Source organism: Paracoccus sanguinis (assembly GCF_012689545.1).
Lineage (GTDB): Bacteria > Pseudomonadota > Alphaproteobacteria > Rhodobacterales > Rhodobacteraceae > Paracoccus > Paracoccus panacisoli.
The window spans coordinates 1004359-1027880 of sequence record NZ_CP051542.1 but is presented as its reverse complement, the minus strand read 5'-3'; the positions used below and the strand labels follow the sequence as shown (position 1 = coordinate 1027880).

General features: G+C 71.9%; 21 protein-coding genes, 1 tRNA gene and 1 pseudogene. 5 read left to right on the top strand and 18 right to left on the bottom strand.

Translation table 11 applies throughout. The features are described from left to right. Nucleotides 1-3 precede the first annotated feature (3 nt). Nucleotides 4-831, top strand: coding sequence for a serine O-acetyltransferase (cysE, locus tag HGN31_RS04930; protein ID WP_168783812.1), 828 nt, complete (start codon nucleotides 4-6; stop codon nucleotides 829-831). Here the strand turns inward: cysE and HGN31_RS04925 are convergent. From HGN31_RS04925 to HGN31_RS04895, 8 genes and pseudogenes are all read right to left on the bottom strand, one after another. Continuing rightward, on the bottom strand, nucleotides 828-1892 hold the full coding sequence (locus HGN31_RS04925) for a quinone-dependent dihydroorotate dehydrogenase (RefSeq protein ID WP_168782513.1): 1065 nt from the start codon (nucleotides 1890-1892) through the stop codon (nucleotides 828-830). The genes cysE and HGN31_RS04925 overlap by 4 nt on opposite strands. Further along, nucleotides 1893-2183: a DUF952 domain-containing protein gene (locus tag HGN31_RS16445; protein WP_244961198.1), complete on the bottom strand. Its 291-nt coding sequence runs from the start codon at nucleotides 2181-2183 to the stop codon at nucleotides 1893-1895. A gap of 45 nt (nucleotides 2184-2228) precedes the next feature. Further along, nucleotides 2229-2879: pseudogene (locus HGN31_RS16440) on the bottom strand (N-acetylmuramoyl-L-alanine amidase); the annotation flags it as partial. After that, a complete protein-coding gene (locus HGN31_RS04915; protein ID WP_168782512.1) occupies nucleotides 2876-3322 on the bottom strand; it encodes a cupin domain-containing protein in 447 nt (148 codons plus the stop codon). The pseudogene HGN31_RS16440 and the gene HGN31_RS04915, both read right to left, overlap by 4 nt. Next, the gene (locus HGN31_RS04910) at nucleotides 3319-3924 is read right to left on the bottom strand and encodes a hypothetical protein (protein WP_168782511.1); all 606 of its coding nucleotides are present in this window, start codon (nucleotides 3922-3924) and stop codon (nucleotides 3319-3321) included. The genes HGN31_RS04915 and HGN31_RS04910 overlap by 4 nt, the downstream gene beginning before the upstream one ends. Before the next feature lie 31 nt (nucleotides 3925-3955). Further along, nucleotides 3956-5431 (bottom strand): Asp-tRNA(Asn)/Glu-tRNA(Gln) amidotransferase subunit GatA, encoded by a 1476-nt coding sequence (gene gatA, locus HGN31_RS04905; RefSeq protein ID WP_168782510.1) that lies wholly within the window; start codon nucleotides 5429-5431, stop codon nucleotides 3956-3958. Beyond that, entirely contained in the window at nucleotides 5428-5715 is a 288-nt protein-coding gene (gatC, locus tag HGN31_RS04900; RefSeq protein ID WP_036704735.1) for an Asp-tRNA(Asn)/Glu-tRNA(Gln) amidotransferase subunit GatC, read from the bottom strand. The genes gatA and gatC overlap by 4 nt, the downstream gene beginning before the upstream one ends. Nucleotides 5716-5814: 99 nt before the next feature. Further along, the gene (locus HGN31_RS04895; protein WP_036707592.1) at nucleotides 5815-6828 is read right to left on the bottom strand and encodes a LacI family DNA-binding transcriptional regulator; all 1014 of its coding nucleotides are present in this window, start codon (nucleotides 6826-6828) and stop codon (nucleotides 5815-5817) included. A gap of 128 nt (nucleotides 6829-6956) precedes the next feature. Between HGN31_RS04895 and HGN31_RS04890 the strand changes: the two genes are divergently transcribed. Continuing rightward, a tRNA-Arg gene (locus HGN31_RS04890) sits at nucleotides 6957-7033 on the top strand. A gap of 78 nt (nucleotides 7034-7111) precedes the next feature. Beyond that, complete coding sequence (locus HGN31_RS04885; protein ID WP_168782509.1) at nucleotides 7112-7909, top strand: M55 family metallopeptidase; 798 nt, start codon at nucleotides 7112-7114, stop codon at nucleotides 7907-7909. Here the strand turns inward: HGN31_RS04885 and HGN31_RS04880 are convergent. Next, a complete protein-coding gene (locus HGN31_RS04880) occupies nucleotides 7851-8774 on the bottom strand; it encodes an EamA family transporter (RefSeq protein ID WP_168782508.1) in 924 nt (307 codons plus the stop codon). The genes HGN31_RS04885 and HGN31_RS04880 overlap by 59 nt on opposite strands. Nucleotides 8775-8842: 68 nt before the next feature. Here HGN31_RS04880 and HGN31_RS04875 point away from each other — a divergent pair, with 68 nt between their 5' ends. Then, entirely contained in the window at nucleotides 8843-9748 is a 906-nt protein-coding gene (locus tag HGN31_RS04875) for a LysR family transcriptional regulator (protein ID WP_168782507.1), read from the top strand. Between the two features lie 10 nt (nucleotides 9749-9758). Here the strand turns inward: HGN31_RS04875 and HGN31_RS04870 are convergent, their stop codons facing one another. The 8 genes from HGN31_RS04870 to HGN31_RS04835 all read right to left on the bottom strand — a co-directional run bounded on the left by HGN31_RS04870 (nucleotide 9759) and on the right by HGN31_RS04835 (nucleotide 20016). Beyond that, the gene (locus HGN31_RS04870; RefSeq protein ID WP_168782506.1) at nucleotides 9759-11297 is read right to left on the bottom strand and encodes an acetolactate synthase large subunit; all 1539 of its coding nucleotides are present in this window, start codon (nucleotides 11295-11297) and stop codon (nucleotides 9759-9761) included. Between the two features lie 4 nt (nucleotides 11298-11301). After that, nucleotides 11302-12387 (bottom strand): ABC transporter ATP-binding protein, encoded by a 1086-nt coding sequence (locus HGN31_RS04865; RefSeq protein ID WP_168782505.1) that lies wholly within the window; start codon nucleotides 12385-12387, stop codon nucleotides 11302-11304. After that, nucleotides 12384-13370: an ABC transporter ATP-binding protein gene (locus HGN31_RS04860; RefSeq protein ID WP_168782504.1), complete on the bottom strand. Its 987-nt coding sequence runs from the start codon at nucleotides 13368-13370 to the stop codon at nucleotides 12384-12386. The genes HGN31_RS04865 and HGN31_RS04860 overlap by 4 nt, the downstream gene beginning before the upstream one ends. Then, entirely contained in the window at nucleotides 13367-14815 is a 1449-nt protein-coding gene (locus HGN31_RS04855; protein ID WP_168782503.1) for an amidohydrolase family protein, read from the bottom strand. Before HGN31_RS04855 ends, HGN31_RS04860 begins: the two co-directional genes overlap by 4 nt. 81 nt (nucleotides 14816-14896) lie before the next feature. Next, nucleotides 14897-16480 (bottom strand): ABC transporter substrate-binding protein, encoded by a 1584-nt coding sequence (locus tag HGN31_RS04850; protein WP_168782502.1) that lies wholly within the window; start codon nucleotides 16478-16480, stop codon nucleotides 14897-14899. A 58-nt stretch (nucleotides 16481-16538) separates the two neighbouring features. After that, nucleotides 16539-17453, bottom strand: a complete 915-nt coding sequence (locus tag HGN31_RS04845) for an ABC transporter permease (protein ID WP_168782501.1) — start codon at nucleotides 17451-17453, stop codon at nucleotides 16539-16541. Beyond that, on the bottom strand, nucleotides 17450-18391 hold the full coding sequence (locus tag HGN31_RS04840; protein WP_168782500.1) for an ABC transporter permease: 942 nt from the start codon (nucleotides 18389-18391) through the stop codon (nucleotides 17450-17452). The genes HGN31_RS04845 and HGN31_RS04840 overlap by 4 nt, the downstream gene beginning before the upstream one ends. Continuing rightward, on the bottom strand, nucleotides 18388-20016 hold the full coding sequence (locus tag HGN31_RS04835) for an amidohydrolase (protein WP_168782499.1): 1629 nt from the start codon (nucleotides 20014-20016) through the stop codon (nucleotides 18388-18390). Before HGN31_RS04835 ends, HGN31_RS04840 begins: the two co-directional genes overlap by 4 nt. Before the next feature lie 202 nt (nucleotides 20017-20218). Here HGN31_RS04835 and serB point away from each other — a divergent pair, with 202 nt between their 5' ends. Further along, a complete protein-coding gene (gene serB, locus HGN31_RS04830) occupies nucleotides 20219-21097 on the top strand; it encodes a phosphoserine phosphatase SerB (protein WP_168782498.1) in 879 nt (292 codons plus the stop codon). Nucleotides 21098-22202: 1105 nt separating this feature from the next. On the opposite strand, the gene HGN31_RS04825 is transcribed toward serB, so the two are convergent. After that, entirely contained in the window at nucleotides 22203-23216 is a 1014-nt protein-coding gene (locus HGN31_RS04825) for an NAD(P)H-dependent flavin oxidoreductase (protein WP_036707589.1), read from the bottom strand. Nucleotides 23217-23522: the final 306 nt, after the last annotated feature.

The following is a 23522-nucleotide window of genomic DNA, read 5'->3' as shown; positions in this document are numbered from 1 at the left end:
CGCATGGACGAGCAGCGCGATCCGAGGGGCCCCGCCGCCCAGTCCCGCAATGCGCTGTGGGCGGCGATCCGGTCCGAGGCGGCCGAGGCGGTGCGCACCGAACCGCTGCTCGGGGCGCTGATCCATGCGGGGCTCTTGCACCATGCGACGTTCCAGGCGGCGCTCGCCTATCGATTTTCGCTGAAGCTCGCCTCGGGCGAGATGAGCGAGCAGATCCTGCGTGAGATCGCCGAAGATGCCCATGCCCGCGCGCCGGCGCTGGCCGAGGCTGCGCAGGCGGACCTCGAGGCGGTGTATGAGCGCGATCCGGCCTCGCACCGGCTGATGCAGCCGATGCTGTTCTTCAAGGGGTTCCAAGCGCTGCAGGCCTATCGCATCGGTCACTGGCTGTGGAACAACGGCCGGATCGACATGGCCTATTTCGTGCAGATGCGCTGCTCGGAGGTGTTCGGCGTGGACATCCACCCGGCGGCCCGGATCGGGACCGGGGTGATGATAGACCATGCCCATTCCATCGTGATCGGCGAGACGGCGGTGGTCGGAAACGACGTGTCGATGCTGCACTCGGTCACGCTGGGCGGCACCGGCAAGGAGGACGGCGACCGGCATCCGAAGATCGGTGACGGGGTGATGATCGGCGCCGGCGCCAAGGTGCTGGGGAACATCCGCGTCGGGCATTCGAGCCGGATCGCGGCGGGCTCGGTGGTGCTGGCGGATGTGCCGCCGTGCAAGACCGTGGCCGGCGTGCCCGCGCGGATCGTGGGCGATGCGGGCTGCGATCAGCCCTCGGACGCGATGAACCAGATCCTCGGGCTTGAGAGCCTGTTCTAGCGGGCCCAACGTTCCGGGTCTGAGCCGGTGACCTGGGCGAGGGTCTTGCCCTCGGCGGCGAGGCGGGCGTCGAGGCCGCGGGCGATCTCGGAGGCGAGCGAAAAGCCGTTGTAGATCAGTGCGCTGTAGAGCTGGAGGGCAGAGGCGCCGGCCTCGAGCTTGGCCCAGGCTTGCTCGACCGAGCCGATGCCGCCGACGCCGATGATCGGCAGTTTCCCGTCGGTCAGCAGCCGCAGGCGCGCGAGGATGCGGGTCGAGCGGGTGAAGAGGGGGGCGCCGGAGAGGCCACCCGTCTCGGCCGCGTGGGGCGAGGTGAGGCCGCTGCGGTCAAGCGTGGTGTTGGTGGCGATGATGCCCGCCGCGCCCGAGTCGGTCAGCACGGCGGCGAGTTCGGCGAGCGCCGCGTCATCGAGGTCGGGGGCGATCTTGACCAGCACCGGGGGCCGGGCGGTGGTCTCATCCCGCGCGGAAAGGACGCCGGCGATCAGCGCGGCGAGCGCGCGCGCGCCCTGGAGGTCGCGGAGCTTCTCGGTGTTGGGGGAGCTCACGTTGATGGTCAGGAAATCGACGTGCGGGGCGGCCATCCGGGCGACCTCGGCAAAGTCGGCGGCGCGGTCGGGGCTGTCCTTGTTGGCGCCGAGGTTCAGGCCGACCGGGACCGGCGAGGGGGCGCGGGCGGCGAGGCGGCCGGTGATGGCGGCGGCGCCTTCGTTGTTGAAGCCGAAGCGGTTGATGATGGCGCGGTCGGCGGTGAGGCGGAAGAGACGCGGCTGGGGGTTGCCGGGCTGCGGGCGTGGGGTGGCGGCGCCGACTTCGATAAAGCCGAAGCCGGCGCGGGTGAGCGGGCCAATCGCGCGGGCGTTCTTGTCGTAGCCGGCGGCGAGGCCGACGGGGTTGGGGAGGGCGAGGCCCGCGACGCTTGTGGCGAGGCGCGGCGAGGTGACCGGCGCGCCGGGAAGCGGCACGACGCCCGCGGCCAGCGCCTTGAGCGAGAGGTCATGGGCGCGCTCGGGGTCGAGGCGGTGCAGCGCGGCGAGGCCAGCGCGTTCGATCAGGCGCATTCAAAGACCCTCGAGGTCGTGGCCCGCGGGCGTGAGGGGGATGGGGCGGGTGTGCTCCACATCCGCGAGGCGCAACGGGCGGTAGAGATGGGGGAAGAGGGCGCCGCCGCGCGACGGCTCCCACCGGAGGGCGGGGCCGAGGCGGGCGGTGGGGCAGGCGAGCAGCGTCAGGTCGCGCTCGGCCGCGAAGTGCCTGGCGAGGGTGCCGGGGAGTTGGGCGGCGGTGGAGAAGTGGACGTAGCCGTCGGCGAGGTCGACGGGGGCGCCGAGGGTCTCGCCCGCCGCCTGCAGGGCCGCCCATTCGGCGGGGCGCAGGACCTTGTAGACCGTGGCGGGGGGCAGCGCGGCGAGGACGCGGGCGGCGAGCTGGCGGTCGGCGGGCGCCTCGGGGCCGCGGTGCCACGGGGCGAAGCGCAGGCGGAAGGCGGCGAGGCGGGTCTCGGGGTCGGCCTCGGGGTAGCCGATGCGGGTGAGGCGCGCGGCAAGCGACTCGGGCGAGTCCGGCGCGTCCGCCGCGGGCGCGAGGGCGAGGCCCTGGCGGGCGAGGCGGGCCCAGTCGAAGCGGGAACCGGGGTCGGATTTGCGGCCCGGTGCCATGTCGGAATGGGCGATGACGCGGTCGGGCGGGATGGACCAGCGGGCGAGGATCGTGGCGAGCAGCACCTCGAGCGCGGCCATCTGCGGCTCGGGGAAGGGGCGGTCGCCGGGGTTCGCAAGCTCGATGCCGATGCTGTGCGAGTTGACGTCGTCGCGCCCCTGCCAGGCGCCTGCGCCGGCGTGCCAGGCGCGGCGGTCCTCGGGGACCAGCGCCTCGGTGGTGCCATCCTCGGCGATGAGCCAGTGGGCGGAAACCTCGGCCGCTGGGTCGCAGAGCCGGGCGCGGGCCGCGGCGAGATCGGCCATGCCGGTGTAGTGGAGCACGACCAGATCGGGCTGGTTTGTGCCGCGGCGCGGGCCGTGGTTGGGCGAGGGGTGGGGGGCGGTCATTCCTGCCAGGCGCGGATCAGCGTGCCGTCGGCGGCGACGACCCGCGCGTCGGGGCGGTCCCAGTGCAGGGTCTGGCCGTCGTCGGGATAGTGGACCGTGTCGCGGTCGGGGTTGGTGCCGGCGCAGAGATAGCGCAGCGGCGCGTCAGTGTGGTTCCAGATGTGGTGGGCGTTGGCGGCGCGCGCGGGCCAGAGCGCCATGTCGCCGGGGGCGAGTTCGGTGGCGCCGTCATCCTCGATGACGGTGGCGTGGCCGTCGAGGACCAGCACGAATTCGTCGGAGCTGCTGTGCCAGTGGCGCATGGCGGAGCGCTGGCCGGGGGCGAGGGTGACGACGTTGACGCCCATCTGCGCCAGCCCGGCGGCGTCGCCGAACCGCTCTTCGATCCGCGGCGCCGAGCCGTTGACCTGCTGGCCCGGAACCGAGCCTTGGCGCAGGATCACAGCGGCTCGCCGCGGCCGGGGGTCCAGCCGCAGACGCGGCCGTCGCCATCCGGGTCGAGCCCGAGCGGGTCGCGTTGCGGGCCGCCCTGCGCGAGGAAGGCGCGCTGCGCCGCCTCGGGCGAGGGCCATGCGGCGCAGTTGCCGGGGCGCACCGAGCCGTCGCGGGTGTAGCGGCCGGCGGGGGTCACGACGACAGCTTGTGGTGTGGTGCCCACGACGACGGCGGCGGGTGCCGCGCGGCGGACGGGGTAGACCACCGGCGGCGGCACGTCGAAGGCCGGCGCCCGGGCGCGGTCGGGCAGGCGGCGGTTCGAGGTGATGCCGACCGCGCCGGCGGCGACGGTCGTCTCACGCTCGATGATCTGGACCGGGGTCGGACCGGCAAGCTCGGCCGCGGTGGGGGCCTTGGCCGGCAGCGCGATCGGGATGCCGCGCGGCGGCTCGGCGATCTTGCCGGTCAGGGCCGATTCGCGGGCACGGAGGTAGTCGCCGTAGGGCGTCGCCTCGGCGCGGTAGTTGGGATTCCAGCCCTGGTTCTCGCCGGAGCACGCGGCGAGCGCGATGGTCAGCGCGATGGGCGGGATCAGGTTCAAGGCGCGCATCGCGGGGTCCTTTGCGTGTGTCGCCGCCAGCCTACCACCAGCGGGCGGGCTTGGCGACGAAGCCTGCGGCTTTTTCCAGCACCGCGCCGTGGTTGAGCAGGTTGCCCTCGTCCCACGGCCGGCCGATGAGTTGCAGCCCGAGCGGCAGGCCCTGGGCGTCGAGCCCCACGGGGACGGCGAGGCCGGGCAGGCCGGCGAGGTTCACGGTCACGGTGAAGACGTCGTTGAGATACATCTCGACCGGATCGGCGTCCTTCATCGATCCCAGCGCGAAGGCCGCCGAGGGCGTCGCCGGGGTCAGGATCGTGTCGATGCCCTGCGCAAACGCCTGGTCGAAGTCGCGCTTGATCAGCGCGCGGACCTTGCGGGCGCGGTTGTAGTAGGCGTCATAGAACCCCGCGGACAGGACGTAGGTGCCGACCATGACGCGGCGCTGCACCTCGGGGCCGAAGCCCTCGGCGCGGGTCTTTTCGTACATCTCGGTGATGCCGTCGCCTGCCGCGAGCTTGGCGCGGCGGCCGTAGCGGACCCCGTCATAGCGGGCGAGGTTCGAGGACGCCTCGGCCGGCGCGATGACGTAATAGGCAGGCAGCGCGTATTTCGTGTGCGGCAGCGAGATGTCGACGATCTCGGCGCCCGCGTCGCGCAGCATCTCGGCGCCCTGCTGCCAGAGCGCGTCGATCTCGGCCGGCATTCCGTCCATGCGGTATTCGCGCGGGATGCCGATCTTCTTGCCGCGGATGTCGCCGGTCAGCGCGGCCTCGTAGTCCGGCACCGGGCGGTCGGCCGAGGTGGAATCCTTGGGATCGACCGAGGCCATCGCGCCCAGCATGATCGCCGCGTCGCGCACCGTCCGGGTCATCGGCCCGGCCTGGTCGAGGGACGAGGCGAACGCGATCGTCCCCCAGCGCGACACGCGGCCGTAGGTGGGCTTGAGCCCGACCGTGCCGGTGAAGGCCGCAGGCTGGCGGATCGAGCCGCCGGTGTCGGTGCCGGTCGCCGCAAGACAGAGGTCGGCCGCCACCGCCGCCGCCGAGCCGCCGGACGAGCCGCCGGGGGTCAGGGGCGCGTCGATCTTCCACGGGTTGACGGCAGGACCGTAGACGCTGGTCTCGTTGGACGAGCCCATGGCGAACTCGTCCATGTTGAGCTTGCCCAGCATCACCGCGCCGGCGTCGAACAGGTTCTGCGTCACGGTCGATTCGTACTCGGGGCGGAAGCCCTCGAGGATGCGGCTGGCGGCCTGGCTGGGCACGCCCTTGGTGCAGAAGAGGTCCTTGATCCCGACCGGAATGCCGCACATCGCCGGGGCATCGCCGGCCGTGAGCCTCGCATCGGCGGCCTTTGCCTGAGTGCGCGCGATCTCGGGGGTGTGGTGAACGAAGGCGTTGAGCGCGCCAGCGCCCTCGATGGCCGACAGGCAGGCGTCGGTCAGCTCGGCGGCCGAGATGTCGCGGGCGCGCAGGCGGTCGCGGGCCTCGGCGATGGTCAGGCTGTTCAAAGTCATTCCACCACCTTCGGCACGGCAAAGAACCCCTCGCGCGCGTCGGGCGCGTTGGCGAGGACGGCGGCCTGCTGGTCGCCATCGGTCACGACGTCCTCGCGGCGCTTGAGGCGCATCGGCTCGACCCCGGTCATCGGCTCGATGCCGTCCACGTCGACCTCGTTCAGCTGCTCCATGAAATGCAGGATGCCGTTCAGCTCGGCGGCAAGCGCCGGCAGGGCGTCGTCAGCCACCGCGATGCGCGCCAGATGCGCCACCTTGCGGGCCTCGGAAGGGTCAATCGACATCGGAATTCCTTTCGCTCGGGCCGGATTTACCGGGCGGGGCCGGGCTCGGCAAGGCGGGATGGGCAGGCGACGGGGGCGCGTGGCGTCAAGCCTGCCGCCTCAGCGGATCGTGTCGCCCGGCAGGAAGGTCGGGGCCAGCGCCACGATCCCGTCCTCGGGGCGGGGGTCCTTGCCGGCGACGATCCGCGCCGCCCGCCGGCCGATGTCGAGCCGCCGCGCGTCGGTCGTGGCCAGCCGCATCGGCAGCCCGTCCAGCAGATCGACCCCGTTGAACCCCGCGAGCCCGAGCTTGCCCGGAATGTCGATCCCCTGCTCGCGCGCCCAGATCAGCCCGCCCGCGCCGATCAGGTCGTTGGAGTAGTAGAGAAAATCCAGCCCGGGCTCGCGCGCCAGGATGCGCTCGGTCAGCTCGCGGCCCTTGGCCAGCGACGACCCGCCCTGGTAATACTCGCGCGCCACCAGCGGCACGCCCGCCGCGCCCAACGCCCGCTCGAACCCCGCAAGCCGCTTTCGCGCCCGGTGGTCCTCGGGCATGTGGGTGCCGATGAAGCCGATGCGCCGGTAGCCGGCCCCGAGGATATGGCCCGCCATCTCGGCCCCGGCCCGCTCGTGGCTGATGCCCACCGCGGTGTCGATCGGGTCGCCGTCCACGTCCATGATCTCGACGACCGGAATCCCCGCCGCCTCGAGCATGGCGCGCGACGCCCGCGAGTGCTCGAGCCCGGCGAGGATCACGCCCGAGGGCCGCCAGCTCAACATGTCGTAGAGCACCGTCTCTTCGCGCGCCGGGCCGTAGTGCGTGACCCCGACGACCGGTTGCAGGCCGGTATCGTCCAGCTCGGCCGAGATCCCCCCCAGCACATCCGGAAACACGAGGTTCGACAGCGACGGGATCACCACGGCCACGAGGTTCACCCGCTGCGAGGCGAGCCCGCCGGCGATCTTGTTCGGGACATAACCCAGCGCCCGTGCCGCGGTCAGAACCTTCTCCCGCGTCGCCGGAGAGACGTCGCCGCGGTTCCTGAGCACGCGGCTGACGGTCATCTCGCTGACCCCCGACGCCATCGAGACATCGCGCAACGTGAGCGGGCGGCGGGGACGGCTCGGGGTCATCGGCTCTCCGTTCCGGGACACCCCAGCGTTAGCGCACGCCATGGACGCCCGCAACCGTGGCCCGCTACCGTGCCCCGCGTGCCGCGCGCTTGCCATGCCCGGCCGGCCCGTGCGACAAGGCGGGCTGTGACCTCGTGGCTCAACTGGATAGAGCAGCCCCCTCCTAAGGGGCAGGTTGCAGGTTCAAGTCCTGCCGGGGTCACCATCCGCCCACGCCCCCCACCTTGCCTTTCGCCGCGCGATGCCTGAGCCTCGCCCCGTCACCCGCAGATGAGGCGCCGCCATGAAAGTCTTTCTCAGCGCCGACATGGAGGGGACGGCCGGCGTCACCGCCTGGTCCGAGACCGAGCATGACAAGCCCGACTACCCCCAGTTCCAGGCGCTGATGACCGCCGAGGTCGTCGCCGCCTGCGAAGGCGCGCTCGCCGCCGGCGCCACCGAGATCATCGTCAAGGACGCCCACCACACAGGCCGCAACCTGCTCGTCGACCGTCTGCCGGCCGAGGTGCGGGTGGTGCGCGACTGGTCGGGGCACCCGCATTCGATGATGTTCGGGATCGACGCGGATTGCCGGGCGGCGCTCTTCACCGGCTATCACGACGCGGCGGGGACCGACAGCAACCCGCTCGCCCATAGCTTCACCGGCCGGATCATGCGGCTGACGATCAACGGCGCGCTCGCGTCCGAGTTCACCGTCAACGCCATCACGGCCGCCTCGCTCGGGGTGCCGGCGGCGTTCGTGTCGGGCGATGCGGGCATCTGCGCCGGGGCGGCGGCGCTGGTGCCGGGGATCGTCACCGTGCCGGTCAGCGCGGGGTTCGGCCCGGCGACCGCCTCGCTGTCCCCGGCCCGGGCCCGCGCGGCGATCCGCGACGGCGTTGCCCGCGCGCTCTCGGACCTCGACGCCCGCCAGCCCGCCCCCCTCGCCGACCGGTGGGAGGTCGAGCTCGAATACACCAACGCCGTCGAGGCCTATCGCGGCAGCTTCTTCCCCGGCGTGGACTATCCCGCGCCGCGCCGCCTCACCTTCGTCCGCGACGACTGGTTCGAGGTGCTGCAAACCCTGCGCTTCCTCTGGTGACCCGCCCGCGCGGCGGGTTGATGACGAGCACCCCGGCGAGGATCAGCGCCCCGCCGGCCAGCTCCACGAGCCGCGGGGTTTCCGACAGGATCAGCCAGCTCGACAGGATGCCGACCACCGGCACCAGCATCGACCACGGCGCGATGACGGCGGCGGGATGGCGGGTCAGAAGCCGGTTCCATACCCCGAACCCCACCACCGAGGCGCCGAACGCGCTGAAGGCGAGCGCGAGGTTAGCGGGCAGTGCCGCAGGGCTCAGCGCGCCCGCGAGCGCCGGGCCGATCCGGTCAGCCTCGGTCAGCGCCGACAGCGCCAGCAGCGGCAGCGGCGGTACCACGGTCATCCACAGCGCCAGATGCAGCGGCCGCGCGGCCTGGGCCTTGCGGATGCAGATGTTGCCGCCCGCCCAGGACAGCGCCGCCAGCATCGTCAGCGCGACAGGCCACCACGACACCGCCTGCGCGCGCACCGTGCCGATCACCGCCAGTCCCAGCATCGCCAGCGCCAGCCCCGCCACCCGCGGGGCGGTCAGCCGCTCGCCCAGCAGCACCACGGCCAGCGCCACCGTCAGCGGCGCCGAGGCCTGCAGCACCACCGAGGCGAGCCCCGCCGGCATCCCCGCCGCCAGCCCGGCGTAGAGAAAGGCGAACTGGAAGAACCCGATCCCGAGGCCGGTGCCGAGCAGCCAGCCCAGCCCCACCCCGGGGCGCGGCACCAGCAGCACGGTCGGCACGGCGATCAGCAGGAACCGGATCGCCGCCCCAAGCATCGGCGGGTAATGCGCGAGGATGAAGACCGAGGCGGGAAAATTCAGCCCCCAGAGGACCGGCACCAGCAGCGCCAGCATCATCTCGCCCCGCGTCATCGGCGCCCCGCCGCCTGCCCACGCGGCGGTTGACGACCGCCCCCGGATCGGGCGCTCATGGCGCCAGGATGGACAAGCTCAGCTGGAACCTGCTCAGGATCTTTGCCGCCATCGGCGAGGCCGGCGGCGTCACCCGCGCGGCCGAGGGGCTGGGCCTCAGCCAGCCCGCGGTCAGCCAGTCGCTCGCCCGTCTCGAGGCGGCGCTCGACACCGTGCTGGTCGATCGCGGCGCCCGCGACTTTGCGCTCACCGAGGCCGGGGCTGCGATCCACGCCGAGGCGGTGGCGATGCATCGCTCGGTCGAGCGGATCGGGACGCTCGCCGGCCACGCGCGGGCGCGGCTCGAGATCGCGGTGATCCCCGACTGGCCCTCCGAGGTCTTCGACGAGGCGCTGCGGCTCTTTCACCAGCGCTACCCCCAGACCCCGGTCCGCATCGACGTGCTGAGCAGCATGGACATCCTCGCCCGGCTGCGCGCCACCGGGCGCGGGATCGGCGTCTGCCTGCTGCCGCGGCCGCTCGACGATCTCGAATGCCGGCTGCTCGACGAGCCGGAGTGGTCGGTCTTCTGCGGGGTCGAGCACGCCATGTTCGGCCGCGACGAGATCAGCCTCGACGAACTGCGGGCCGAGCCCTTCGTCGCCTTCACCTGCGCCGGCAGCCCGCGCGGGTTCGAGCCGATGGACCCGCTGTCGCGGGGCCTGGGCCTCGGGCAAAACGTCATCGCCACCAGCACCAGCCCCGACGAGGTGCGGCGGATGATCGTCGCCGGGCTGGGGCTCGGGGTGATGCCCTGGACCACGACGCGCGAAGCGCACCGCGCGGGCCTGCTCTGGCCGCTCAGGATCACCCACGAGACGCTCGCCGCGCATATCTACCTCGTCCACCCGCCGTCCTTCGGCGAGGATGCCGTCGCCGCCAGCTTCGCCGCGCTGGTGGCCGAGGTGCAGGACACCCGCGTGCCCCGGGCGTGACGCTCTGGCCTCACACGAGGACCGCCTCGATCAGCATCGGCCCCGGCTCGCGCACGCCTGCGGCGATGGCCCGGTGCAGCTCGGCGGCATCCTCGACCCGCACCGCCGGCACCCCCATCCCGCGCGCGAGCTGCACGAAATCCAGCTCGGGCCGGCGCAGGTCGAGCATGTGGAGCGCCGTCGGCCCGGGGTTGGCGCCGACCCGCATCAGCTCGCCCTTCAGGATCTCGTAGCTGCGGTTGGCGAGGATGATCGTCGTGACGTTGGCCTGCTCGCGCGCCTGCGTCCACAGCCCCTGCAGCGTGTACATCGCCGACCCGTCCGCCTGCAGCGCCACCACCGGCCGGTCCGGGCAGGCAATGGCGGCGCCGGCGGCCAAGGGGATGCCGATCCCGATCGAGCCGCCAGTGATCGACAGCCAGCTCTGCGGCCCCGCGCCTTGCGCAAAGCGCATCGCGGTCTGCGCCCGCGTCAGCCGCTCGTCGATGACGATGGCATGGTCGGGGATCGCTGCGGCAATGGCCATCGACAGCGCGTCGTCCCTCAGCGGCCCGGCCTGCGGGGCGACGGGGCGGGCGGCGTCGGGCGGGGTCGCGGCCCGCGCGCCCACCAGATCGGCCAGCGCCGCCAGCGCCGCCGGCCCGTCCTGGTCGCGCCCGGCCAGCGTCTCGACCCGCGTGCCCAGCGGCAGCAGCAGGCTCGGCCGGTCGGGATAGGCGAAGAACGCCACCGGCTCGACCGCCTCGACCAGCACCGCGCGGTCGAACCGCGCCAGCGTCCCGAGCGCGAGGTCGATCGGATAGGGGATGCGCGCGATCTCGACCCGCCCGCGCCCCATCTCGAGCCGCCGGTTCGATCCCGGCGCCATCACCTCGGCCCCGGTCCGGTCCGCGATCCCCGCGGCCAGCGCCAGCGCCTCGGGACGCTCGAGCACCGTGCCCCCGACGAGCAGCAGGCACCCTGGCCCCAGCAGCGCCACCGCCCGGTCCAGCGCGCCGTCCTCGAGCGCCCGGGGCGCGGCCGCGGGCAGGGGCGGGGCGATCTCGCCGCCCTCCTCCCACCCGAGGTCGGCGGGCAGGATCAGCGTCGCCACCCCGCCCGGATGCCCCGAGGCCGCGGCGAGCCCCGCCATCGCGTCCCGCGCCAGCGTCGCGGCTGCCGTGCCGGTCCCCACCCAGTCCGAGAACGGCGCCACCGCCGCCGCCACGTCGGCCGTCAGCGGCGCGTCATAGCGCGCGTGCCGCACCGCGTGGTCGCCCACGAGGTTCAGCACCGGGGTCCGGCCCTTCTTCGCATTGTGCAGGTTCGCCGCCCCGTTGGCGAAGCCGGGGGCGAGGTGCAGCAGCGTCACCGCAGGCTTCCCCGCCATCCGCCCGTAGCCGTCGGCGGCCCCCGTCACGACCCCCTCGAACAACCCGAGCACGCAGTGGATCAGCCGGGTGCGGTCGAGCGCATCGACGAACTGCATTTCCGAGGTGCCCGGATTGGCGAAACACACCTCGGTGCCCGCCGCGTGCAGGCTGCGGACGACGCTTTCGGCCCCGTTCATCTGATCACTCCTGTCTCTGCCCTGTCTCTGCGGCCGCCGCCGCGCGCGCCGCGGCCAGCACCGCCAGCCGCCGGGTCAGCGCCGGCGCCTTGGCCGCGTCCTCGCCCGCCGCGGCGGCCGGCAATTCTTCGGCGAAATGGCAGGCGACCAGCTCGCCCTCCACCGCGCGCAGCTCGGGCCGCTCAACCCGGCAGCGCGCTTGCGCGAACGGGCAGCGGGGGTGAAAGGCGCAGCCCGGCGGCGGGGCCATCGCGCTCGCCGTCTCGCCCTTGACGGGGACGTGCGGCACCCGCCCCGTGGGGTTCGGGCGCGGCGCGGCGGCGATCAGCGAGCGGGTGTAGGGATGGCGCGGGTCGGCAAACAGCCGCGCCGCGTCCGCGTGCTCGACGATCCGGCCGAGGTACATCACCGCCACCCGCGTGGCGATGTGGCGCACCACGGCCAGGTCATGGCTGATGAACACATAGGCCACGCCGGTGTCGCGTTGCAGGTCCTGCAGCAGGTTCACGATCTGCGCCTGCACCGAGACGTCGAGCGCGCTCACCGGCTCGTCGCAGACGATCAGCCGTGGGCTGGTGGCCAGCGCCCTGGCGATCCCCACCCGCTGGCGCTGCCCGCCCGAAAACTCGTGCGGGTAGCGGTCGGCGTGAAAGGCCGAAAGTCCGGACTGCGCCAGCACCGCCTCGACCCGCGCATCCAGATCGCCGTCGCCCGCCAGCCCGTGCAGGCGCAGCGGCTCGGCGATCACCTCGCGCACCGTCATCCGCGGGTTGAGCGAGCCGTAGGGGTCCTGGAAGATCATCTGCATCTCGCGCCGGGCGCGGCGCAGATCGGCGGGCGAGAGGGTCAGGATGTCGGTCCCGCCCAGCACCACTTGCCCCGCCGTCGGCTCGAGCAGCCGCAGGATCGCGCGCCCGGCAGTGGATTTGCCGCAGCCCGACTCGCCCACGATGGCCAGCGTCTCGCCGGCGTTCAGGTCAAGGCTGACGTCCGTCACCGCCTGCACCGCGCCGACCTGCCGGCGCAGCACGCTGCGGTGGACGGGGAAATGCTTGGTCAGGTTGCGGACCTGCAAGAGGGGGCCGCTCATGCCGCGGCCTCCTCGATCGGGGCATACCAGCAGGCGACGCTGTGGCCGGGCGAGAGCGTCCTCAGCGGCGGGCGCTCGGCCCGGCAGCGCGCGGTGGCGAGCGGACAGCGTGAGGCGAAGCGGCAGCCCTGGCGGTTGGCCCAGGGCGGCGGCACCGCGCCGGGGATGGTGGCCAGCCTGTCGGCGGGCGAATCGAGCCGCGGCACGGCGGCCATCAGCCCGATGGTGTAGGGGTGCTGCGGATCGGCAAAGAGCGCCTGCGTCGGCGCACGCTCCACCACCGAGCCCGCATACATCACCGCCACGTCGTCGCACGTCTCGGCCACCACCCCGAGGTCATGGGTGATCAGCAGGATCGCCGTCCCGGTCCGGTCCTGCAGCTCCTGCAGCAGCTCGAGGATCTGCGCCTGGATCGTCACGTCCAGCGCCGTTGTGGGCTCGTCCGCGATCAGCAGCACCGGATCGTTGGCCAGCGCCATGGCGATCATCACCCGCTGGCGCTGCCCACCCGACAGCTGGTGGGGATAGTCGTCCACCCGGCTGGCCGGCGAGGGCAGGCCGACCATGTCCAGCAACTCGATGGCCCGGTCCCGCGCCGCCTTCGCCGACAGCTTCGCGTGCGCCTGCAGCATCTCGGTCAGCTGGAAGCCCAGCGTATAAACGGGGTTGAGCGACGTCATCGGCTCCTGGAACACCATCCCGATGCGCCCGCCCCGCAGGTCCCGCATCTCGTGCTCGGGCAGCGCCAGCAGGTCGCGGCCCTCGAACATGATTCGCCCGGCGGCGTAGTGGCCGGGCGGCTCGGGCACCAGCCGGATGATGGCGAGCGAGGTCACCGACTTGCCGCAGCCGGACTCGCCCACGAGGCCCAGCGTCCGCCCGGCCTCGAGCGTCAGGTCGATGCCGTTGACGGCGGGGAAGCGCTCGGCGCCGCGGCCGAACTCGATCACCAGCCCCTCGACCGAAAGCAGCGGTGTGCTCATGGTGCCCTCCCGTAGACCAGCGGCGAGACCGCGTCATGCGCCCGCCCGCGCGGGTCGCGGCGGGCAAAGTCGGCCTCGGCGCGGCGCTGCGCGGCTTCGACCCGGGCCAGCGCGTCGTCCAGATCGAAGGCGGTGGCGCGCCCGTCCTCGACCACCTGCCGCCCGTCCACGAAGACCTGCCGGATCGGCCGCTCGCCCGCGACGTAGATGAGCGAGCGCAGCGGCTCGCGCAGCGGGCGCATCGCCGGATGATCGAGGTCGGCCATGAACAGGTCCGCCTTCGCCCCCACCGCCAGCCGCCCGATGTCGTCGCGCCCGAGGATCGCGGCCCCGCCGACGGTCGCCGCGTCGAACACGTCCGAGGTGCGCAGATCCTCGACGTTGCCGGACATGAGCCGGGCGTTGATGAGCGCGTGGCGCATCTCTTCGATCATGTTGTGGGGGTAGGTGTCGGTGCCGATCCCGAGCCGCACCCCGGCCCGGGCGTAGCGGCCGAAGCTGCGCAGGGCGATGCCCCGGCGCTGGAATACGGTCGGACAATGCGCCACCGCCGCGCCACTGGCCGCGAGCCGCGCGAGATCGTCGCCCTGCGGCCAGTGCACCCAGGGGTGGTCGTTCAGGAAGATGCCGTGGCCGATGATCGTGCGGCCGTCGAGCACGCCCAGCCGATCGAGCCATTCGACGGTCGTGCAGCCGTGGCGGCGGGCGATCTCGTGGAACTCGACCACCGACTGGGCGGCGTGGATCTGCATGGGGACGCCGCGGCGGGCGGCCTCGGCATGGCTCTCGCGGATCAGCGCTTCGGGGCAGGTGTCGATCTGCGCCGGCGCCACCATCCCGGTGATCCGCCCGCTCTCATGGGCCGTCGCGCGGTCGAGGAAATCCAGCGCCGCCGCCATCGCCGCCGCGCCGCCGTCCGCGGCCCAGTCATAGGTGACGCTGTGCCCGTCCGCGGTTTTCCACGTCCCGCCGCGATACATCGGCGCCACGACCCCCCGCAGCCCCGAGCGCGCCAGCAACTCGAGCCAGCCGTCGTAGACCACCGACAGATCGACGAGCGTGGTCACCCCCGACTGCAGCAACTCGGCATAGGCGACCTCGGTGCAGGCCCGCGTGCCGTCGCCGTCGGTGCCGAACAGCGGCATGAACTCGTAAAGCGAGCTCATCCCCAGCGCCGGGCTGCCGAGCTCGTCCAGGAACCCCTTGTTCAGCGGCTCGCTGAGCGGGTGCGAATGGATGTTGACCAGCCCCGGCGCAACGAGGCTCGAGGCTCCGTCGATCTCGCGCGCCGCAGCCCCCGCGTAGGGCCCGCCGACATGGACCAGCCGGTCGCCCGCGAAGGCCACGTCGCCCGAGCCGTAGGCGTGGCGGCCCGTGGCGTCGTCCCAGGCCACGATCCAGGGGCAGTCGCGGATCACCGTGACGGGCTGGGAGGGGGGGGACATCGGCGCCTCCTTCGATGCAACGGGCAGGGACGGGGAGGGAACGGCGGGCAGGGGCGTCGTCACCCCCGCCCGCCGGAGGGGTCACTGGACCAGCTTGAGGTCCAGCCCCTTGTAGAGCGCCGCGCCATAGTTGCTGTGCGGCACGATCGGCGCGAGCGTCTTGGACGACACCACCGTCCGCGGCTCGTGGATCAGCGGCAGCCAGACCGCGGCGTCATGCACCTTGTGCAGCACCTTGCCGTAGGCCGCGGCGCGGGTCGCGTCATCCAGCGCCGCCTTGCCCTCGGCCAGCAGCGCGTCGGTCTCGGGGTCGTTCCAGTTCATCCGGTTCGGCGTCGGGATGTTGGTCGAGGGGAAGTACAGGTTCAGCGCATCCCCCGCCGAGACATAGGGATAGCTCATCCCGAACATGTCGAACTCCTGCGTGGCCATCTTGCCCCAGGCGACCGTCGCGTCGAAGGCCTGGATCTGCAGGTCCACGCCGATCTTGCGCAGGTCGGCCTGCACGTATTCGGCCAGCCGCTGCCAGGTCGAGCCGGTGAAGAAATACCCGACCGGGGCCAGCCGCTGGCCGTCCTTGGCCCGGATCCCGTCCGAGCCCATGACCCAGCCCGCCTCGTCCAGAAGCTTGTTGGCCGCGTCGGGGTCATACTTCAGCAGCGTCGGCGTCAGCGTCGGGTCATAGTCCGTCGTCGCCTCGCTGATATAGCTGTGGGCGGGCTTCACGGCGCCGAAGAACTGGTCGCGGGCCAGCGCGTCCTGGTCGATGGCCATGTTGATGGCCTTCCGCACGGCGACGTCGGCGACGACCGGATGGTCGATCTTGAAGCCGATGAAATAGGTCCAGAAGGCGTGATCCGACTGCACCACGTTCAGCTGCGGGCTGGTCTTGAGCTGCTCGAGCGCGATGTAGGGCACATACTGCGTGGCCTGCGCCTGTCCGGTCATCAGCGCCACGGTGCGGGTGTTCTCCTCCGGCACCACCTGCCAGGTGATGCGGTCAAGCTGCGCCTCGCCCTTATTCTCGTAGAAGGACGGGCCCCACGCGTAACCCGCGTGCTTGGTGATCGTCATCTTGTCGCGCGGGTTCCACGCCTCCCAGCAGAACGGGCCGGTGCCGTTCATCCCCTGCACGCCGAAATCGGCGCCGAGCTTCTCGACCTGGTTGCGGTCGATCACCGTCGCAAAGCTCTGGGTGAGCTGATAGAGCAGCTCCGAGAAGGGCGACTTCAGCTTGTAGACCAGCGTCACCGGGTCGGTCGCAGTGATGCTCTCGACCTCGCCCGCGCGCCACTTCACCGGCGACTTCGTTTCGGGGTTGATCCAACGGTTGAGCGACCAGGCCACGTCCTCGGCGGTCATGGCGCGACCGTCGCAGAACTTCACGTCGTCGCGCAGATGGAAGGTGTAGGTCAGCCCGTCCGGCGACACCTCCCAGCTTTTCGCCAGCCCCGGGGTCAGGGTCTTCATGTCCGGCTCGATCGACACCAGCGTGTCGCCCAGCATGAAAAGGATCTCGGCCGCGGCGAGCGCGGTGGTCTTGTGCGGGTCGTAGTTGTTGGCGTCGATCTCGCGCAGCAGCGTGATCTCGGCCGCCTGCGCGAGCGGCGCGGCAAGGACAAGCGCGGCGAGCGCCGCCGCGGTCACGCGGGTGGGGGTCGTCATTCGGTGGTCCTCCTGCTGGTTATGGTTGGTCGTTATGGTTGGTCTGTGCGGTCGTTCGTCAGCTTCGCAGCCTCGGGTCCAGCACGTCGCGCAGCGCGTCGCCCACGACATTGGCGGTCAGCACGATCACGAAGATCAGCACCGAGGGGATGATCGCGATATGCGGCGCAAACAGCATGAAGTCGCGCCCCTGCGAGGCCATCATGCCCAGCTCCGCCGCCGGCGGCCGGGCGCCGAGCCCCAGGAACGACAGCGCCGCCCCGAGCAGGATCACCTGCCCGAACCTGAGCGACATGAAGATCATGATCGACGAGATGCAGTTCTTGAGCAGATAGCGGGTGAAGAGCGCCGCATCCGACAGGCCCACGGCGCGCCCCGCCTCGATGAACTCCTGCTTCATCACGCCGACGCCGACCGAGCGGGCGATGCGCGCGGTGTCGGGAACGGTGGCGATGGCCAGGGCGAGGATCACCGGCCCCAGCCCCGCCCCCATCACCGCGACGAGCGCGAGGCCCAGCAGGATCGCCGGAAACGACAGCATCACGTCCACGCCGCGCATCACCCACGGGTCAAGCCGCGGATAGAACGCCGCGAGCAGGCCCAGCAGCGCGCCGACCCCGCCGCCGAGGATCACCGCGGCAAGGCCCATGAGCAGCGTGAGCCGCGTCCCCCACAGAAGTCGGCTCAGGATGTCGCGGCCCTGCCCGTCGGTGCCGAGCCAGAACTCGGTCGTGCCGCGCTCGGCCCAGACGGGGGGCTGCATGATGCTGCGGCTGCTCTCGGCCGGGTCATGGGGCGCGATCCACGGCGCGAGCACCGCGGCGAGCGCGATGGCCAGGAACACCGCGATGGCGATCGCCGCCGCCGGGTCGCGCAGAAGCTGCGCATACCACGCGCGGCGCTGCGGGGCTGCGGCCTCGGCGGTCGGGGCGGTGGCGGTGGGTGCGGGGGCGGGTGCGGGTGCGGCGCTCATGACTTCTGCGCCCGCGGGTCGAGCACGGCGTAGAGCATGTCCACGATCATGTTGATGACGATGAAGCCGAGCGCGAGGACGAGGATCGTCCCCTGCGCCAGCGGGAAATCCGACGACAGGATCGCGCCGACGGCCAGTCGCCCGATGCCGGGATAGGAGAAGATCGTCTCGGTCACCACCGCGCCCCCCAGCAGATAGCCGGCCTGCAGCCCGATCAGCGTCACCACCGGGATCAGCGCGTTTCTGAGCGCGTGGCGCAGGATCACCCGCGTCTCGCGCAGCCCCTTGGCGCGCGCGGTCCGCACATGGTCGAGCCGCAGCACCTCGAGCACGCTCGAGCGCGTCATCCGCGCCACCGGCCCGACGAAGATCAGACCCAGCGACAGCGCCGGGATGACGATGTGGCGCAAGCCGTCCAGCGTCCACAGCGGCCCGCCCCGGCCCATGAACGGGAACCACTGCAGTGTGACGCCCAGGAACTGCATCAGCACCAGCGCGATGAAGAAGATCGGCAGCGACACGCCCGCCACCGACAGCGCCATGATGATCCGGTCGATCACCGAGCCGCGCTTGACCGCCGCCAGCGTGCCCATCCCGATCCCCAAGGGCACCGCCCAGATCAGCGAGGCGACCATCAGCTCGACCGTCGGCACGATGGCCGCGCCGAGCTCGCTCACCACCGTCTTGTTGGAAATCAGCGACCGCCCGAGGTCGCCCTGCACCAGCCGCCCCGCATAGGCGCCGAGCTGCGCGATCAGCGAGCGGTCGAGCCCCATCTCTTCGCGGATCTGGGCGACGATCTCGGGCGTCGCGGCAGGGCCGGCCATGATCTGCGCCGGATCGCCGGGAGCGAGCTTGATGAGCAGGAACCCGAAGATCACCACCCCGATCAGCACCGGGATCGACAACAGCAGGCGGTTGAGCAGCGCGTTGATCATGCGGGCGCCTCGCGCTCATGGACCACCTTGCCGCCGAGCAGCGTCATCTCGCACACCGCGCCGAGGATTTCTTCGGGGTCGATGCGCCGCAGGTCGCGGTCGAAGACGGCGATGTCGGCCAGCTGGCCCGGGACCAGCCGGCCCTTCTCGGCCTCGTCGTGCGAGGCATGGGCCGAGCCCACGGTATAGGCGTGCAGCGTCTCCTCGACGCTCAACCGCTGCTCGGGACCGAAGACCGTGCCGCCCTGCGTCTTGCGCGTCACCATGTTGTAGATCACCGGGCGCGGGTCGATCTCGGTCACCGGGCAGTCGGTCGAGGCCGAGGGATTCACCCCCCGATCCACCCAGTCCCGGAACGGGTGCGAGGCCGCGATCCGGTCGGCCTCGGCCACGGTCGCGTAGTTGTCCCCGAACCAGTAGAGGAACGAGGCCTGCGCCACCGGCAGCACGCCCAGCCGCACCAGCCGGTCCATCTGGTCGGGCCGCAGCCAGCCGCAATGCTCGATCCGGTGCCGCCGGTCGGGCGCGGGCGTGGCCTGAAGCGCCGCCTCGATGGCGTTCAGCACCTCCTCGATCGCCGCGTCGCCGATGGCGTGGATGCCCATCTGCCAGCCCGCGTCATGGGCGGTGCGCACCATCGCGTCGAGTTCTGCCTGATCAGGGATGCAGAGCAGCCCCTTGTTGCCGGGATCGCCCTTGTAGTCCCAGGTCATCGCCGCGGTCTTCGACCCAGCGCTGCCATCGGTGAAGATCTTGACCGGCCCGATGCGGAACATCGCATCGCCCTTGCCCGTGACCAGTCCCTCGGCCATCGCCTGATCGAGGATCGAGCGGGTCTTGTCGCCCATCACGCAGCCGTAGGTGCGCACCGGCAGACGCCCCTCGGCGTGGGCGCGGCGATAGGCGAGCATGTCGTTCCACCCGTCGAGCAGCCCGATCGCCGCCTCCATGCACGAGGTGATGCCGTGGCTGAGCAGCACCCGCCCGGCGCGCTCGATCCCGTCCACGAGTTCGTCGATGGAATATTCGGGCAGCACCGCCAGCAGCGGCTCGCGCCCCGTCTCGGCCAGCATCCCGGTCAGCCGCCCGGCGTCGTCGCGCTCGATCAGCCCGCCCTCGGGCGACGGCGTGGCCTCGCTGATCCCGGCCAGCGCCAGCGCCCGGCTGTTGGCCACGCCCGAGTGGCCGTCGGTGCGCACGATATAGACCGGGTGATCGGGGCAGGCGGCGTCGAGTTCGTCGCGGTGCGGAAAGCGCTTCACGTCGAGCAGGAAGTGGTTGAAGCCGCGCCCCAGCACCCAACCGCCCTCAGGCGTCACCGCCGCCCGGTCGCGCAGCGCCGCCAGCAGCCCGTCGAGCGTGCCGACGACCGACGGCCGCAGATCGACGTGCGACATCCACACCCCCAAGGGCAGCAGATGCATATGCGCGTCGTAAAGCCCCGGCATGGCGAACCGGCCCCTCAGGTCGATGCGCCGCGTCGTCGGCCCGGCGAGCGCGCGCATCTCCTCGGCGGTGCCGGTGGCCAGCACACGGTCGCCCGCCACGGCCAGCGCCTCGACCGCCGGCAGCCCGGCGCCGCACCAGATCGTCCCGCCCTCAAGCACCAGATCGGCCTGCGCCATCTCTGTCCCCTCCCGCGAACTGGAATGCGTCGATTTGGCGCGGCGGCCGGGCCGCGAGTCAATGCAACAAACCGGCCGGCATCACCTGAGGCAATGACGACATTCAACCACCCTATGGATCTAGGCGCCCCCGCGTCGGGCTGGCGCCGCCCCCGGTTTCGCCGTAAGCGAGCCGCACCACCGCAAGAGGGGATGCGCCCGGATGTACACCGTCAGCCTCATGGCCGCGCCGGCGCGCGCCGACCTCGACGACGACACCATCGTCGCGCTGCAGCGCCGCTGGGGCGGGGGCAGCGCCCTCTGGCTCGACCAGGGCACCGCGGTCGAGTTCGCCATCCCCGCCTGGCCCGAGGACTTCGACGCCGCCTGGGCCGAGGCCGACGCGCAGGGCTTCGACCTCGCCGTGCAGCCCACCGCCAACCGGCGCAAGGCGGTGCTGCTGGCCGACATGGATTCGACCATGATCGAGCAGGAGTGCCTGGACGAGCTGGCCGACATGGCCGGCGTCGGCCCCCGCGTCGCGGCCATCACCGCCCGGGCGATGAACGGCGAGCTGAACTTCCACGAGGCGCTGATCGAGCGCGTCGGTCTCCTCGCCGGCCTGCCCGTCTCGGTCATCGCGGAGGTGCTGGCCGAGCGCATCACCCTCGCCCCCGGCGGTCGCACGCTGGTCGCGACGATGAAGGCGAACGGCGCCTGGACGGCGCTCGCCTCGGGCGGCTTCACCGATTTCACCGGCCCGGTCGCCGATCAGCTCGGCTTCGACGAGCAGCGCGCCAACGTGCTGCTGGACGACGGGGCGGGACGGCTGAGCGGCCGCGTCGGCCTGCCGATCCTCGGGCGCGAGGCCAAGGTCGACGCGCTGGTCGAGATCACCGCCACCCGCGGCCTCACCCCCGCCGACGCGATGGCGGTGGGCGACGGCGCCAACGACCTCGGGATGCTGCAGCTGGCGGGAACCGGGGTGGCGATGCACGCCAAACCGGTGGTGGCCGCGCAGGCGCGGGTGCGCGTAAACCACGGCGACCTGACCGCGCTGCTCTATCTGCAGGGCTACGGGCGGGACGAATTCGTGGTGTGAGCCAGGTGGGGCGGGGCGAGGTGGCCCGGCCCGCCTTGAGGCGCGGAAGCTGGGTGTGAGGCCAGGCGCAGGCACAGGCGGTGCACGGTTCAAGCCGCCGCAGCGCGCAAAATCTGGCCAACCCGAAAAGCAGGCGTCGGCACGGGCGCGGGTAGGGCGCAAGCGTTCCCGAGGTATCAACGCGCGCCAGTGCTCACGCCGCGATGCGTGCCCGAAGGGGCGGCACCGCCCAAGGCCCGGTGCTGATCACCTCCGGCAATCCGACAACCCGGCTCATTCTGCAAGGTGACGGGCAACGCTGACTCCGTTGGAAGCGCATATTGAGGATGCTCCAGGTGGCCGCACTGCGCCGGTGCGGGGTTCCGCGCAGCGTGCGAATGGCGCGGATGGACCCCGTGGCTCACGAGGCGCCTGTATGCGCCAGCAGCCACGGCACATCTAGTTCAGCATCGAGACAACCGCAATCGAACTCCCGGCGCCTTCGGGCCGCTTCGCTTCGGTGCGGGTGCGGCGGAAACCGCTCCGCTGCACGGACCCAGCCTCAACGCCCGACGCGTCGTTTTGGTCGGTCGGCACCTGGCTGACCTACCGATCGTGCTTGCTGACCGGAGGGCCTCATCGGGCGATGGCTGACGGACTGGCCACGACTGCACATTCCGCTCCGCCGCACAGCAAACTCGCCGAAGCCGCTCCCCCATTGCGTCACCAGTGCCGCAGACGCAGCGCGCTTCCGCCGGCTTGTTCTGCCTTCCTGATCCTGTGGTCGAGCAGGAGCGGTAACCATACCAGCGTGTCGCAGCACAATGCACCCAATTCAGGGAAGTGGTCGCCATTTGCCTAGTCGTGCGCGGAGCGGCGCCCTCCTCAATCGCCTTTGCAAAGGACTTTCTGGGAGCTTGCTCCTCCTCGGTCGGCACCTCTTAAGCCAAATTCCTTGACCGGGAATTGCTCCGGTGACTGAAGCGGCTTCGAAGCGCGTCACAAGAGCAATGAAACCCCGCATTTGTCAGCCCGTATGCCGCGCTCTTTCAGACCAATCACCACCGCCCAGGCTACTCCCGACGCGAGCCCCGCGAGCCCTGATCCGCTGCCGCACCCCCACCCCTCACGGCGCCAGCGCCGCCAGCGTCTCCGCCGCGGGCCGCGCGACGGTTCGCGCGCAGCCGGTGCCCGCCCACTGGGCGCCGTACCCCGTCTCCCCCGCCGCCAGCGCCGCAGCATTGAGCGCCTTGCCCGCGTCGTAAGTCATCGGATAGCCGGGCGTCGCGTCGTCCGGGATCGCGGTGAACCGGTTCGCGCAACACCGCGCCGGACGGCCCGAGATCGCCGCCGTCATCACCGTCGCGCCCCCGGACAGCGCCGCGCGGTGGGCCGCAGGCGTGGCGGCCTCGGGCGCGGCGAGGAACGCCGTCCCGCACTGCACCGCGACGGCCCCTGCGGCCAGCGCCGCCCGACTGTCCCGCCGGTCCATGATCCCGCCCGCAGCGATCACCGGCAGCCCCAGCGGCACCAGCGCCGCGACCAGATCGAGCGTGCCGAGACGCGCGTCCGGCCCGGACGGGTCGAAGATCCCGCGGTGGCCCCCGGCCTCCCACCCCTGGGCGATCACCGCGTCCAGCCCGGCCTTGTGGATCGCCTCTGCCTCGGCCGGCGACGTGGCCGTCGCCGCGAGCACCGCCCCGGTCGCCCTGAGCGCCGCGATCTGATCGGGGCGGGGCAGGCCGAAGTGAAAGCTGACCAGCGCCGGCCCGGCGGCGACGACAGCTGCAAGCAGCGCGTCGTTCCGGGTGAAACTGGGATAGATGTCGCGCAGCGTCGCGGGCGGCGTGGCGCCGAACTGGTCAAAATGCGGCGCGAGCCGGGCAAGCCATGCGGCCTGGCGCGCGGGGTCGCTGGACTCCGGCCTGTGGCAGAACAGGTTGACACCGAAGGGCCGCGCGGTGAGGGCGCGCGTCTCGGCCATCGCGGCGGCCGCCTCCTCCGCCCGCATCGCGCCGAGCCCGAGGCAGCCAAGGCCCCCCGCCTCGGACACCGCGGCGGAGAGCGCCGGGGTCGAGGTCCCCGCCATCGGCGCCTGGATCACCGCAACCCGCATCCCGAGACGGTCGATCAGCGACATGGCAACGGTCCTCTCGAGCGGCGGCTTCGGCGAAGCTAAAGGCGGTGCGGTGGCCTGTCCATGCTGTCTACGGGCGGGCGCGCGGCGGGGTCGCAGGGGGCTCTGGACAGTTCAATCGAGCGCTGAGAGCCGGGTCGGTACCCGCGGCCTAGAAGCCGATTCACCGCTCCGGACCGCTTAATACGTCAGTGCGGATCGATCGGCAGGTAACCCAAGTTGGCGGTCTTTAAGTTCAGGGTCGTCAAGTCGGTGTCCGACAGAGCCATCCGGGCACCGTGGGTCGAGTGGAATTACTTGAGCAAGATC

Coding starts and splice junctions, on each gene's coding strand:
- HGN31_RS04870 (WP_168782506.1), bottom strand. CDS start 11,297: ATGAACGGGGCCGAAAGCGTCGTCCGCAGCCTGCACGCGGCGGGCACC.
- HGN31_RS04880 (WP_168782508.1), bottom strand. CDS start 8,774: ATGACGCGGGGCGAGATGATGCTGGCGCTGCTGGTGCCGGTCCTCTGG.
- HGN31_RS04850 (WP_168782502.1), bottom strand. CDS start 16,480: ATGACGACCCCCACCCGCGTGACCGCGGCGGCGCTCGCCGCGCTTGTC.
- HGN31_RS04840 (WP_168782500.1), bottom strand. CDS start 18,391: ATGATCAACGCGCTGCTCAACCGCCTGCTGTTGTCGATCCCGGTGCTG.
- HGN31_RS04885 (WP_168782509.1), top strand. CDS start 7,112: ATGAAAGTCTTTCTCAGCGCCGACATGGAGGGGACGGCCGGCGTCACC.
- HGN31_RS04910 (WP_168782511.1), bottom strand. CDS start 3,924: ATGCGCGCCTTGAACCTGATCCCGCCCATCGCGCTGACCATCGCGCTC.
- cysE (WP_168783812.1), top strand. CDS start 4: ATGGACGAGCAGCGCGATCCGAGGGGCCCCGCCGCCCAGTCCCGCAAT.
- HGN31_RS04860 (WP_168782504.1), bottom strand. CDS start 13,370: ATGAGCACACCGCTGCTTTCGGTCGAGGGGCTGGTGATCGAGTTCGGC.
- gatC (WP_036704735.1), bottom strand. CDS start 5,715: ATGTCGATTGACCCTTCCGAGGCCCGCAAGGTGGCGCATCTGGCGCGC.
- HGN31_RS04875 (WP_168782507.1), top strand. CDS start 8,843: ATGGACAAGCTCAGCTGGAACCTGCTCAGGATCTTTGCCGCCATCGGC.
- gatA (WP_168782510.1), bottom strand. CDS start 5,431: ATGACTTTGAACAGCCTGACCATCGCCGAGGCCCGCGACCGCCTGCGC.
- HGN31_RS04895 (WP_036707592.1), bottom strand. CDS start 6,828: ATGACCCCGAGCCGTCCCCGCCGCCCGCTCACGTTGCGCGATGTCTCG.
- HGN31_RS04925 (WP_168782513.1), bottom strand. CDS start 1,892: ATGCGCCTGATCGAACGCGCTGGCCTCGCCGCGCTGCACCGCCTCGAC.
- HGN31_RS04845 (WP_168782501.1), bottom strand. CDS start 17,453: ATGAGCGCCGCACCCGCACCCGCCCCCGCACCCACCGCCACCGCCCCG.
- HGN31_RS04835 (WP_168782499.1), bottom strand. CDS start 20,016: ATGGCGCAGGCCGATCTGGTGCTTGAGGGCGGGACGATCTGGTGCGGC.
- serB (WP_168782498.1), top strand. CDS start 20,219: ATGTACACCGTCAGCCTCATGGCCGCGCCGGCGCGCGCCGACCTCGAC.
- HGN31_RS04825 (WP_036707589.1), bottom strand. CDS start 23,216: ATGTCGCTGATCGACCGTCTCGGGATGCGGGTTGCGGTGATCCAGGCG.
- HGN31_RS04855 (WP_168782503.1), bottom strand. CDS start 14,815: ATGTCCCCCCCCTCCCAGCCCGTCACGGTGATCCGCGACTGCCCCTGG.
- HGN31_RS04865 (WP_168782505.1), bottom strand. CDS start 12,387: ATGAGCGGCCCCCTCTTGCAGGTCCGCAACCTGACCAAGCATTTCCCC.